At 62.9% G+C, this 12,279-nt stretch carries 13 protein-coding genes; 6 read left to right on the forward strand and 7 right to left on the reverse strand.

Annotation, left to right across the window (positions count from 1 at the left end; all coding sequences use genetic code 11):
• The first annotated feature begins 169 nt into the window (after window positions 1-169).
• Window positions 170-1,324, forward strand: a complete 1,155-nt coding sequence (locus LH365_RS17560; protein WP_226745854.1) for a PKD domain-containing protein — start codon at window positions 170-172, stop codon at window positions 1,322-1,324.
• Here LH365_RS17560 and LH365_RS17565 read toward each other — a convergent pair.
• The 6 genes from LH365_RS17565 to LH365_RS17590 all read right to left on the reverse strand — a co-directional run bounded on the left by LH365_RS17565 (window position 1,321) and on the right by LH365_RS17590 (window position 5,724).
• Window positions 1,321-1,929 (reverse strand): hypothetical protein, encoded by a 609-nt coding sequence (locus tag LH365_RS17565; RefSeq protein ID WP_226745855.1) that lies wholly within the window; start codon window positions 1,927-1,929, stop codon window positions 1,321-1,323. The genes LH365_RS17560 and LH365_RS17565 overlap by 4 nt on opposite strands.
• A gap of 18 nt (window positions 1,930-1,947) precedes the next feature.
• Entirely contained in the window at window positions 1,948-3,267 is a 1,320-nt protein-coding gene (locus LH365_RS17570) for a M48 family metallopeptidase (protein ID WP_226745856.1), read from the reverse strand.
• Complete coding sequence (locus LH365_RS17575; RefSeq protein ID WP_226745857.1) at window positions 3,267-3,995, reverse strand: hypothetical protein; 729 nt, start codon at window positions 3,993-3,995, stop codon at window positions 3,267-3,269. The genes LH365_RS17570 and LH365_RS17575 overlap by 1 nt, the downstream gene beginning before the upstream one ends.
• Before the next feature lie 167 nt (window positions 3,996-4,162).
• Window positions 4,163-5,101, reverse strand: coding sequence for an alpha/beta fold hydrolase (locus LH365_RS17580; RefSeq protein WP_226745858.1), 939 nt, complete (start codon window positions 5,099-5,101; stop codon window positions 4,163-4,165).
• Window positions 5,102-5,125: 24 nt separating this feature from the next.
• Window positions 5,126-5,338, reverse strand: coding sequence for a helix-turn-helix transcriptional regulator (locus LH365_RS17585; protein ID WP_226745859.1), 213 nt, complete (start codon window positions 5,336-5,338; stop codon window positions 5,126-5,128).
• Window positions 5,335-5,724 carry a hypothetical protein gene (locus tag LH365_RS17590; protein WP_226745860.1) on the reverse strand — a complete coding sequence of 130 codons (390 nt, stop codon included), beginning with the start codon at window positions 5,722-5,724 and terminating at the stop codon, window positions 5,335-5,337. Before LH365_RS17590 ends, LH365_RS17585 begins: the two co-directional genes overlap by 4 nt.
• Before the next feature lie 188 nt (window positions 5,725-5,912).
• Between LH365_RS17590 and LH365_RS17595 the strand changes: the two genes are divergently transcribed.
• The 5 genes from LH365_RS17595 (at window position 5,913) to LH365_RS17615 (ending at window position 11,164) form a co-directional block, all read left to right on the forward strand.
• Window positions 5,913-6,539, forward strand: a complete 627-nt coding sequence (locus LH365_RS17595; RefSeq protein WP_226745861.1) for a TetR/AcrR family transcriptional regulator — start codon at window positions 5,913-5,915, stop codon at window positions 6,537-6,539.
• On the forward strand, window positions 6,536-7,486 hold the full coding sequence (locus LH365_RS17600) for an HlyD family secretion protein (RefSeq protein WP_226745862.1): 951 nt from the start codon (window positions 6,536-6,538) through the stop codon (window positions 7,484-7,486). Before LH365_RS17595 ends, LH365_RS17600 begins: the two co-directional genes overlap by 4 nt.
• Complete coding sequence (locus LH365_RS17605; RefSeq protein WP_226745863.1) at window positions 7,483-8,397, forward strand: ABC transporter ATP-binding protein; 915 nt, start codon at window positions 7,483-7,485, stop codon at window positions 8,395-8,397. The genes LH365_RS17600 and LH365_RS17605 overlap by 4 nt, the downstream gene beginning before the upstream one ends.
• A 91-nt stretch (window positions 8,398-8,488) precedes the next feature.
• Entirely contained in the window at window positions 8,489-9,619 is a 1,131-nt protein-coding gene (locus LH365_RS17610; protein ID WP_226745864.1) for an ABC transporter permease, read from the forward strand.
• Between the two features lie 93 nt (window positions 9,620-9,712).
• On the forward strand, window positions 9,713-11,164 hold the full coding sequence (locus tag LH365_RS17615) for a methyl-accepting chemotaxis protein (protein WP_226745865.1): 1,452 nt from the start codon (window positions 9,713-9,715) through the stop codon (window positions 11,162-11,164).
• Here the strand turns inward: LH365_RS17615 and LH365_RS17620 are convergent.
• A complete protein-coding gene (locus LH365_RS17620; RefSeq protein ID WP_226745866.1) occupies window positions 11,110-12,273 on the reverse strand; it encodes a TonB-dependent receptor in 1,164 nt (387 codons plus the stop codon). The two genes, LH365_RS17615 and LH365_RS17620, sit on opposite strands and share 55 nt — an antisense overlap.
• Window positions 12,274-12,279 lie beyond the last annotated feature (6 nt).

Consider the following 12,279-nt stretch of genomic DNA (forward strand, 5'->3'; position numbering starts at 1 on the left):
CTTACGCCTTTTTACCCTTTGGATTTATGTGGTCTTTCGTCGCAGTCAGGGTGTGTATCCGGGCGTCGTATATGGTTGCATTCTGTTGTATTGTAAGGAATGCGCGGTCGCGCCCCTTGGAATGCGGATCGAATAAATGACACTTGCCCGGCAAACCGTGGAGGTGTCGATGCGCAAGATTAAGGGTTCTGTTTCCGGGCTGGCCGTCGGAATGTTGTTGGCGGGAAGCGTTCAGGCGGCACCGCCGGTCGCGGTGATCGACGCACCGTCCTCTATGCCGGTGAAGACGCGCTTCACCATCATGGCCAATCGCTCAAGCGATTCCGACGGTCAGATTACCGGCTATCTGTGGCGCATCGGCGGCGGGGCCGAGGTATTTACCGAAGGCCCATCGATCGACGTACGTATCCCGACGCCGGGGTCCGTGGAGTTCAGCCTGACGGCCATCGATAATCAGTGGCAGTTGTCTGCGCCGGTCACCGCACGCGTCATCGCCCGCGACCAGACACCGCCGGTCGCCGTTATGGATTTGCCTACCGGTGGACGCGTCGGAGGCACTTACACGCTCGATGCGCGCCGCTCCAGCGATGACGGACGGATTACCCGCTATCAGTGGACGATCGGCACGGCGGCTCCGATCGTGACGGATCAGCCGCAATTGCGGCAGACCTTCCCGACCGCTGGCAATCAGACGATACGTCTCACCGTCATCGATGAGTCAGGTAACTCATCCGCACCGGTGGAGGGTGCGCTGAACATCGTTTCGCCTCCGGTCGCCGTCGTGCGCGCACCGAGAATCGTGCCGTTCGGGCAGGCTGTAAATCTGGATGGACAAGCGTCGTTTGCCTATGGCGCGCGCATTATCGCCTATCGCTGGCAGGTCAATGCCGCCGCCCCACGCACCACGACCGAGCCGGTCTTTGTGCATCCCGCCTTGCCGATAGGGCGGCACTCGGCCACCCTGACGGTAGAGGATGATAGCGGGCTCGTTTCAACCGCGGACACTTATATTTTCATCGTAGCGGACCAGACCCCGCCGGTCGCCGTCTTTCAGGGGCCGGCTGTAACCCAGACCGGCGCCATTGTGGAATTTTTCGCGCACGCGTCATCGGATATAGGCGGAAGGGTACGCGAGTTCAGATGGCAGATTGGTGGCCAAACCCTAAGCACGGACCAGCCGAATCTGAGACATACCTTCACGGTCGCCGGTGTTCAGCCGGTTACGCTCACTGTGGTGGATGATTCCGGGAATGAATCGGCTCCGGTGATGCAGCGCGTTGTGGTGCAGCCGTCCATTCCCGTGCGTGTGCCAACCAAGCCTTAAGGCAGCTTGGCGCTGTCCATCGTCGCCAGAACGTCCTTCAGGCTGGCGTCGTAATAGTGCTCCGCCGGCGCGATATAGACGATGTAGTAGCCCAGGCCGCCCTTGGAGGCGGCCTGCGCCACGCCCTTGAGGTTCAGGCCTTCGGACGTCTTGGCCGTGATGTCGAAGCGCACGGCGCGCTGACCGTTGAGGTCGACCGGCTTGGGCGCGGAGGTTTCGATCTTCTGATAGTCGAGCGCCGCCAGCGAGTGCGAGACGAACTCGATCTGTTCCGAATAGGACATGCTGCCCTTGCCGCGCGGGGCCGGGGCGTTCTTGTTGTCGCCCTTGGTCGGGTGGACCATCAGCGGGTCGGCCGCGCCCAGACCTTCAGAGACGAACAGGCGGTTGAGGCCCGGTCCGTCGATCGACAGGATTTTCACCTTCTTGGCGCGGTTGTAATAGAGCGGCGACACGTCGGACCAGTCGCGGCTGAGGCTGACGCTATAGCCCGCGCCGACGGCCAGAGCGCCCTTGGGTGCCAGGGTCGCGCCGCCGCACCCGGCGAGCAGGGCGGCCGCCAGCGTGGCGGCGGCGATGGTTTTCAGAGCAGTGAGTTTACGCATGATCTTTCCCCCGATGAATCAATTGGTGACAGGCGCTGGCGGGGCCGCGGGTGCGGGCGCCGCCTTCAGGCTGTTGAGCAGGTCCTCGACCATCCAGGCGTCTTCCGCCTGCGGAAAGGTCTTGAGATAGGTGTCATAGGCCGCGATGGCGTCCTGTGTGCGGCCCATGCGGCGATAGACTTCGCCGAGTTGACGCCGCGTTTCGGGCGGCGCGTCGGGCAGGGCGGCGGCCTCCGTGTAGGCGTTGGCGGCGGCCAGCAGATCCGGCGAACCGATATTGTCCTTGGCGCGCAGACGATAGGCTTCGCCGGCGTAGAAGTTCAGCAGCCCCGTATCGAGGCCGTCCTGTTGCAGGTGACCGATTAGGAACAGAGTCTGACCGTAATCCTGACGGCGCAGATCGTCCTTGAGCCACCGGCCGAGATAAGGACGGATGCGCTCGCGATAGGCGGCGCGCTTCTGCTTCTGCGCCTCGTCGTCGTCGCCCGCGACCTTGAAGCCATCGGCCTGCTTGCTCAGGGCGTCGACGCGCTCGCTTTCCAGCGGGTGCGAGCCGAAGACATTGATGCGGCCGCCGCGCTTGCGCGTCCGCTCGTAATCGGACGCCTTGGTCTCTTCGATCAGGTAGGACCAGATGCGCACTGAAGCGTAGGGATCGTAGTGTGCGTTCAACGCGTAGCTATTCCCGAACCGGTCGGCCTCGGTTTCATTGTCGCGCGAATAGGCGAAGTAGGAGGCGATGGCCCCCAGATAGACGGCGTCGATCAGGCCGCCGGTCAGGTTGGAAATGTCGCGCGCCGCCGAATAGCTGCCGGCATTGGCGGCGGCTCCGGCCCCGATAATGGCGATGACCATGCCCGCCGCCGCCGCCGCGTTCTGGTTCGACTTGACGTTCTCGAAGGCCTCGGTCGAATGGTTATGGCGATAATGGGCGAATTCGTGGCCCAGCACGAAGGCCACCTCGTCCTCGGTCTGGGCACGCAGCAGAAGGCCGGTCCACACTTCGGTATAGCCGTTGGGGCCCATGGAGGCGTTGAAGAAGGGGCGGTCCATCACATAGAGGCGCAGGTCGCCTTTGTAATCGCCGGCCACCTTGTCCAGCACGCCGCGCACATAGGCGTTGAGCGCTTCGTCGTGATTGCGCTCGCCCGAGGTGCGGGCGTCGCGTTCGGCCTTCTTCGTCTCTTCCCAGATGGAAAATTCCAGCGTCCCGGCGGCCGGAGTCTGACCCGGCTTACGCTCCGGATACTTGTCGACGGCCGCAGCAGGCTGCGCCGCCGTCATCAGGAGCGCGGCCGTCAGGGCCGCCAGAGAAGGACGCACCAGAGAGGGGCGCATCAGAGCGGCAGGTCCTTGAACAGTTTTTCGACCGCCGAGACAGCGCCTTCGGCTTCGCGGATATCGGTGCCCGAAGCCACGCCGCTGAACTGATACCACACGACCTGACCGGTATTGAGGTCGACCAGCGTCGCCTGAAGGCCCTGGCCGCCGAACTGCATCGGCCCGCCCAGCAGGGCCATGCCGACGTTCAGCGCCGCCTTGGCCGAGCTTTGGTAGCTGCCCTTGCAGTTGAGAAACAGGGCGTAGCGCGGCGGATTGCCGGCCAGAGACGCCGGGACGAGGGTCTGAATGCCGCTGCCCAGGGTCCAGTCGAAGGTGGTCTTGGTCGGCAGGCGCAGCGCCGGTACCTGCTGCCACGCGATAGCCGAGACGACCTCGTCATTGAGCTTGAGCATCTGAAGGGCGCGCGGGTCTTCGTAGGTGTCGAGCGCGACCTCGCTGACGGCGTATTTCTTACCCTTGAGCGCGGCGGTCATGGCGGTGGACAGGTGGCCCTGCGCGGCCTTCGACCAGTCCGAGCGCGGCTCCTGCACGCCGCCGGCGGTCAGAAGCGACAGGCTAACCTCAGGGGTGACCAGCAGCAGCGGCGCGCCTTCAGCGGGTTTGTCGATCTTGACGAAGGATTTGATCGTCTCGGCCTGCGCCGTGACAGGGGCAACAGCGACGGACAGCGCGCACGCACCCATGACGGCGGCCATGGCCACCGCAACAAACGGTTTTTTCATCTGAATCCCTCCCCCGAAGGCAAAAGCAGCCTGGTCGGACACATTTCCGACACGATACAATCATGGTTAAAAATGATTGCAGCGCGGACGCTAATCGAAAACGGACGACCGCGCAAGAGGTCATCCGCTCCCGAAAAACTTTTCAACTACAAGGTATTGTGGATGCTCTATTTTTGCAGCGCGGCATCCAGCGCTGCGGCGAAGGCCTGCGGCTGATCGTACATAATAAAGTGCCGGCTTGCCTCAATGCGGACAATATTCAGTCGGGCGGCGCCCGCATACTGTTCCGTGTAAAAGGCGGCGGTCTGTTCCGCCGTGTAGGGCATGGAGGCGTGGTGGGGCACGAAGACATGCACCGGGACCGCGATCTTCGGCAGATCCGGGCGCAGGTCCATGACCATGTCGTCATATAAGGCCTGAGCCGAGACGCGGCGGTCGCTGGCCGCGCCCCACAGGGCGATGCGGCGCTGGTTCCTGTCGGCTTCGGTTTTGGATTCGGGCAGGGCAGCGACAATCGCATCCTGCTGCGCCCTGTAGGCCGCGTCGTCGAGCCTGAGCAGGCGGTCACGCATCTGGGCGGCCTGCGGGGCGATGGTTTCGGCGGTGGCGGCGGGGTTGAACAGCACGCCGATAAAGGGCAGGGCGTCGACGACGATCAGCCTGGACAGGGATTGCGGATGGTCGGCGGCCAGTTTCAGGCCCATCAGCCCGCCCAGGGAGTGGCCGACGACGACGGGGTCTTTCAGCCCGTTCTGCGCGATATAGGCGTTGAGTGCCTCGACCGTCGGGACGATGACCGGGCCCTGCGCATTGGCGGCGGCGGGCTCACCGGCGAAACCGGCGATGTTGACGAGGTGAAGCCGATAGCGGGCCTTGAGCCGATCTGCGGTCGCTTCGCACACCTCGCGCGAGCAGTTGAGGCCGGGGATGAGGATAAGGTCAGGGCCGTTGCCGACGACCTCGACCGAGAAGCGCGCGGTCAGGGCGTCAGGGAAGGGTGTGGCCGCTCTGGCCCCTGACGCACAGGCGATGATGATGGCGAAAGCGATGGTCAGCCAGACGGCAAGGGAGGGGCGCGAACGCGCGAAACGGCTGCGTTTGAACATGGAATGTCCTTATGGATTAGGGGCTTATTGGCCGGAAATCAGGCGGTGCGGATTGTCGAAGATCGTTTCGACGGGCAGATCGAAGATGGCGGCGATGCGATAGGCCAGATCGAGCGACGGGTCGTGTTTATCGGATTCGATGGCGATGACGGCCTGACGCGAGACGCTGAGGCGCGCGGCCAGATCGGCCTGGGTCAGACCGGCCTCGGTGCGCAATTCTTTCAGACGGTTCTTCATTTAACGGTGCGGATGAAGGCGCAGGTGACGCCATAACAGCCCCAGAACAGGGCGTAGACGAGATAAAGCGGCATAATCTGTACCTCAGCGAAGTTTTCGATAAAGCCTATGGCCGTGCAGATAAACAGGGTCAGCCCTGTGGCTACGATGAACCGCTTGCTCAAAAGAAGGCGGAAATACTCATCGACCCGATCCAGAAAGCGCAGCGCCGTAAAAATGGTGCCGCCGATGGGCAGGGCGGGCAGGGCGGCCACGGTGTACAGAAACGGCCCTTGCGGATGGACGTTACGGATAAACAGGATCACGCCGACCAGAACGGCGGCATACAGGGCCATCCAGAAAACCAGGTGGACATTGTATTCTACGGCAGGCGTTTTCAGGTTCATGGGTGTCGTCCTCGATTGAAATGAAAGGACATCGGGCCGGATGTAAGGTTTAGCTTACATTGTGCAAATGTAATGTCAACCTGACATCATCAAAAAAGTCAGGTCAACCTGACACGCCATTTTGCCGCACTTGCGACCGGCATGATGCTGTGATATTTAGTACTGACCGGTCAGTCAGTAATTAAGCCATGTCTATCCTGCCTAAGAAAAGAGTGCGCCTGTCGCCCGATGTCCGCCGTGACGCCTTGCTGCAGGCGGCCTACGATCTGTTCAGCCGACACGGCTACGCCGATACGCGTATGGATGATGTGGCGGCGGCGGCGGGCGTGTCGAAGGGTACGGTCTATCTGTATTTCCCAACCAAGGAAGCGCTGTTCGAGGCCCTGTTGCGACGCGACGTACTGCCGCGTATCGGGCGGCTGTTGTTCGTGCTGGAGCACTATAACGGCCCCGTCGGCTGGCTGTTGAAGCGCGTGGCGGGGTTTGTGGGCGGCAAGCTCGATTCGGGCAATGTGCCGCTCTACCCCAAGCTTCTGATCCGCGAAGCGGCACGCTTTCCGGAGCTGGCGCGTTTCTATCACGAAGAGGTGGTGACGCGGGTTCTGGCGGCGCTGGAGGCGCTGTTTGCGCGGGCCATCGCGCGCGGCGAACTGCGGGCCGGAGACGCGAAGCTTTATGCCCATCTGTTTATCGCCCCGGTGGTCAAGGCCGCCCTGTGGCACTTCACCTTCGGCGAGGTGGCCGAACCGGCGGTGAAAGCGCGGCCCTATCTGAAGGCCCATGTCGAGACGTTTCTGAGGGGATTGAAGCCATGAGGATTGAAGCCAAGGCCGGCCGTTACGCGCTCCTATGCTTGCCATTGCTCCTGACGGCGTGCGCCAAAGAAGAGGCCGGCCACTATACCGGCTATGTCGAGGCACAGTCGGTCGCCGTGGCCGCGCCGCAGTCCGGCTGGCTGACCGAGGTCTATGTCGACGATGGCGCGGCTGTGGCCGAAGGGCAGCCGCTGTTCACCCTCGACGCCACGCAGCAGCAACAGGCGCTGACCGGGGCGCAAAGCCGCGTGCAGGCGGCGGAAGCCACGGCGACCGACCTGACCAAGGGCGCACGCGAGGCGGATATTGCGCCGCTGCTGAAAGAGCGCGATCAGGCCCGCGCCTCGCTCGACCTGGCCCGTTCCGAAGAGGCGCGCTACGCCAGACTGGCGCCGCAGGGCTATGTGTCGCAGGCCAAGCTCGATCAGTTGCGCGCTACGCGAAAGGCGGCGGAGGCCAGCGTCGCGGCCATCGAGCGCAATATAGACGCCCAGCGTCAGGCGGCGCGCAGCGATCAACGGGTTGCCGCCCGTGCGCAGGCGCAGGCCGCCGGGGCCGATGCCGCTCAGGCGCAATGGGCGCTGGACGAGCGCGCGGTGCGCTCGCGCCTGAACGGGCAGGTCGAGCGCCGGTTGCGCGAAGCCGGTGAGTTCGTCACCGCCGGAACACCGGTGATCAGCGTCTATCCCAAGGGACGCAAATTCGTGCGCTTCTACGTGCCGCAGGCCGATCTGGCCAAGTTCAAGGTCGGGCAGTCGATCCGCGTGACCTGTGACGGCTGCGCGGGGCAAACGGCCAAGGTGCGCTACATCTCGCCGGAGGCTGAGTTTACGCCGCCGGTCATCTATTCGGTGCGCGAGCGCAAGAAGCTGGTCTTCCTGATCGAGGCGACGCCGCAAAAGCCCGAAACGCTGAAGGCCGGTCAGCCGGTGGACGTGGCGCTGTGACCGATCTCGCTATCGACGTTCACGGCCTGACCAAGCGCTTCGGCGATCGCACGGCGGTCGACAATGTCGCGATCCGGATGCCAAGAGGGCAGGTCTGGGGCTTTCTGGGCCCCAACGGGTCTGGCAAGACCACGACCATCCGTATGCTGTGCGGGCTGTTGCGGCCCGATGCCGGGCAGGGGACGTGTCTGGGCCACGACATCATCGCCGAGAGCCGTCAGATCAAGCGGCAGGTCGGTTACATGACGCAGAAGTTTTCCTTTTGGGAAGACCTGTCGATCCGCGAAAATCTGGAGTTCGTGGCGCGGCTCTACGAGTTGAAAAACGTCAGGCACGTCATTGACCGGACGCTGGAAACCCTCGGCCTGACCAGCCGTCAGAAACAACTGGCCGGCACCCTGTCCGGCGGCTGGAAGCAGCGGCTGGCGCTGGCGGCGTGCACCCTGCACAATCCGTCCATGCTGCTGCTGGACGAGCCGACGGCAGGCGTCGATCCGCAGGCGCGGCGCGACTTCTGGGACCAGATCCACCGGCTGGCCGGCGAAGGCCTGACCGTGCTGGTCTCGACCCACTACATGGACGAGGCGGAACGCTGCGACGAGATCGTCTATATCGCCTACGGCAAGCTGATGACGCAGGGGCCGGTGACACGCATCATCGACGAAAGCGGCCTGCACACCTGGGTGGCGGAGGGTTCCGGGGTGCGCGGTTTGGCCGAACGCCTGCGCGGGCGCGATGGCGCCGAACACGTCGCCTATTTCGGCTCGGCCCTGCACGTGTCAGGCGGCGATGCGGCCACACTCGACGCCCTGATCGCCAGCGAAGGGGGCGGGACGCAATGGCGGCGCGAACGCCCCAGCCTCGAAGACGTGTTCATCCATCTAATGAGTAAAGCGGAGGACAAGTCATGAAAAGAGACTCCGTGCCAGCCACTCCGCCTTCCCATTCCAGGTTTTGTCCGTTTCTCCTCGCGGAAAAAGCGGACGGGGCGGAGGACAGGTCATGATCGCCCCGCTGAAGCGCATCCTCGCCATACTGGCCAAGGAATTTATCCAGATGCGGCGCGACCGCATGACCTTCGGCATGATGATCATGGTGCCGATCATCCAGTTGACCCTGTTCGGTTTCGCCATCAATTCCGATCCGCGCCGCCTGCCGACGGCCCTGTACCTTGAAGAGACCAGCCCCGTCGTTCGTTCGATCGCCGCCGCCATGGCCGAGTCGACCTATTTCGACGTGCGTACTCAGGTCTCCGACCCTGCTAAGGCCGACCGCCTGCTGGAAGCCGGCGAGGTGGCTTTCGTCGTCGAAGTGCCGTCGGGCTTTACGAGAAGCCTTTTGCGCGGCGAGCGGCCGCAACTGCTGCTGTCGGCGGATGCGTCCGATCCGGCGGCGACATCCGGGGCGGTGGGGCAGATGAACGAGATCGTCCGGCGCGCGCTCAGCCATGACCTTGGGCGTGGCTGGTCGGGTTTGCAGGCCGCTCCGCCGCCGGTCGAGGTCATCGTGCATCGCCGCTACAATCCCGAAGGCATCACTCAGTACAATATCGTGCCGGGCCTGCTGGGCGTTATTCTGACCATGACCATGATCATGATCACCTCCATGGCCATGACACGGGAACGCGAGCGCGGCACGCTGGAAAACCTGCTGGCCATGCCCGCCCGCCCGTGGGAGGTGATGGTGGGGAAGATCACGCCCTATGTCGGGGTTGGGCTGATCCAGACGGGCATTGTGCTGATGGCCTCGACCTGGGTGTTTGGCGTGCCGTTTCTGGGCTCCCCGTGGCTGCTGATGGCCTGCGTGGGGCTGTTCATCATCGCCAATCTGGCGGTGGGCTTCACCTTTTCCACCGTGGCCCGCACCCAGATGCAGGCCATGCAGATGACCTTTTTCTTCTTCCTGCCGTCGATCCTGTTGTCGGGTTTCATGTTCCCGTTCCGGGGGATGCCCGACTGGGCGCAGTGGATCGGCTCGGTATTCCCGTTGACCCACTTCCTGCGCGCCGTGAGGGGCATCATGCTCAAAGGGGCCGATGCGGCGGCGGTATGGCATAATATCTGGCCGCTGCTGATCTTCATCACCTTCGCCAGTTTTATCGCTCTCAAGCGTTATCGGGTGACGCTGGATTGAGCATGAATTTTTTTTACACGACGCAAAATTAACCTAAATTAACCGATCGGGCCTTACAACCATCCTCAGTTTCTTTTCAAGACGAGACGGAAGATGACGGTTCAGGGTATCAAGCCCCTGCGCGACGGCGTGCTGGCGGGCGCATTGGTGTTCGGCGTGGCGTTGGTGGCGTCGCTGGCGGTTTATATGACGGCGCAGCATGGCATGAAGACCGAGATTCGCGACAATCTGAGCGGGCTCTCGAATCAGGCCGCGGTGCTGCTGGATGCCGAAACCCTTTCGACCTTCACATCCGGGACGGACAAGGCGGGCGCCGATTATCAGAAGGTCGCTGCGCCGTTTCAGAAACTGGTCGATGCCGACAAGCGTCTGGCCTTCATCTACGCCATGGTCGAGCGCGAGGGTAAGGTCTATTTCGTCATGGATGTGCAGCCGACCGGCAGCGCCAGTGAACCCTCGGCGGTCATGGAGGAGTATAAAGACGCCTCGCCCCTTCTGGTTCAGGCCTTCCGCGACCGCAAGGCTGCGACCGAAAGCGAACCGGTTACCGATAAATGGGGCACCTTCCTGTCCGGTTATGCGCCCTATACCGATGCTTCGGGGCAGTTTGCCGGTCTGGTCGGGGTGGACATCACGCTTAAAGAATATCAGGCCAGCCTCAATCGCATCCGCCTGGCGCTGCTGATCGGTCTGGGGCTGGCCGCCCTGTGCGCGGTCGGCGTCGGCCTTGGCGTCTATCGGGCGCGTCAGGTCATGGCCCGCTCGCGTCAGGCCGCGGCGGAACAGGCGCAGCGCATCAGCGACATGGAGCGTCAGCGTCAGGAAACCGAAGCGGACGAGGCCGAACGTGCTGCGCAACTGCGCCGCCGCACGCTGAATACGCTGGCTGACGAACTGGAGGCTTCGGTAACGACGGTGGTCAGCGAAGTGGTATCGGCCACGGCTCTGCTGAAAGGCGAAGCCGATAATGTCACCCACATTGCGCAGGACACCAAAACGCGCACCCAACGCGTTTCTGGTATTTCGCAGGATGCCGCCTCCAACTCCGCTCAGGTGGCGGCCGCCGCTGAAGAACTGACGGCCTCCATCGCCGCCATCCGCGAACAGGCCGAACACGCCGCCGCCGTGGTGAAGGTGGCCTCGGATAAGGGCGATACGGCCAAGTCGGTTATTCAACGCTTAAGCGAATCGTCGGGTCGTATCGGCGATGTCGTCGGCCTGATCAACACGATTGCTGGGCAAATCAACCTCCTGTCGCTCAATGCAACGATTGAGGCGGCGCGCGCGGGTGAGGCGGGTCGCGGCTTTGCCGTTGTGGCCTCTGAGGTCAAGGCCCTGTCCAATCAGGTGTCAAAAGCGCTGGGCGATATTTCGGCGCTGGTCGGCGCGATCCAGTCGGAAACCCAGTTGTCGGTCGAGGCGATGAACGACATCCTCCATACCATTGCCGAGATTGAGGCCGGCACCGGTGTCATTGCCGAAGCCGTGGGTCAGCAGTCGCAGGTGACAGCGGAAATTTCGCACACTATTTCGATGTCGGCATAGGACCGCGAGCCTTCAAACGGCGTAAAGTCGCCGTCGGACTTCGACACCTGACGACCATTGTCCGCAGCTGTGATCGAGGTCAGGGTGTAGTCGCCGCGCGACCAGTTAAGTGTCAGCGTTGCGCCTGTCTGATCGGTCTTGGAAGAGCCATCCACATTGGACGCACCGACATCGGGAGCCTTGGTTGCGGCGTTCCCGTAGTCATCAAAGGCCGCGCTGGCGCCTTTGAAGGTCGCATTGTCGGGATAGGCCGGCTCGATATAGCGCGCAATCGGCGTACCGTCCGAGTTGCGGGCCCGCAGCGACAATAGCGCTTCGAAATCGTCGTTCGGACGATAGAGCAACTGGAAGCGGACGGCGGAGTCGTTCACCTTGCCGAAATCATCTTCCCCCGTGACTTTGTTGGTCGCTATGCCGCCGCGCTTTTCTGTACTGAACGAGAGACGTGCCGCCAGTGTTTCGGACAACGGACCCGTCACGGCGCCCTGTGCGTTATAGCTGTCGAAATTACCCAGCCCCACGCGCGCAAAGCCGCCCGGCGTAAACTGCGGCTTGCGCGAGACGTAGTGGATCGCCCCGCCGACCGTATTCTTGCCCCACAGCGTGCCTTGCGGCCCCCTGAGCACTTCGACGCGATCAAGATCGAAGGCCGGAAAGGCCTGAAACCAAGGCGCGTTCAGATAGACTTCGTCTATATAGACACCGACCGGGTTGACGACATTGGCCGCCGGATCGTTGGAGCCGATGCCGCGGATGAACCAGCGCGGGCGATTGCGCGACTCGGTCTGCGCGGCAGAGGCGTTGGGGATAAAGCGCACCACGTCACCGGCCGAGCGGATTTCCTGCCGCTCCAGCGCGATGCCTGAAACCACGCTGAGGGCGGTCGGCACCTTCTGGGCGCTTTCCGAACGTTTGTTGGCCGTGACCACTACGGTTTCAACGCTGCCGGCCTTGTCATTGCGGCGCAGGGCGGCTTCTTCGGCGGCTTGACGTGTGATCGACTGATCGTCCGCCGGTGTCGTCTCATCTGCAAAGGCGGGGACCGTAAAGGCAAGGAGAGTCGTGGAGGCGAGCCACAGCGCGCGCCGTCCGATAAGGGAGGTCGTCATAAGAAA

Origin of the sequence: Asticcacaulis sp. AND118, from assembly GCF_020535245.1 — a bacterium.
Taxonomy (GTDB): Bacteria; Pseudomonadota; Alphaproteobacteria; order Caulobacterales; family Caulobacteraceae; genus Asticcacaulis.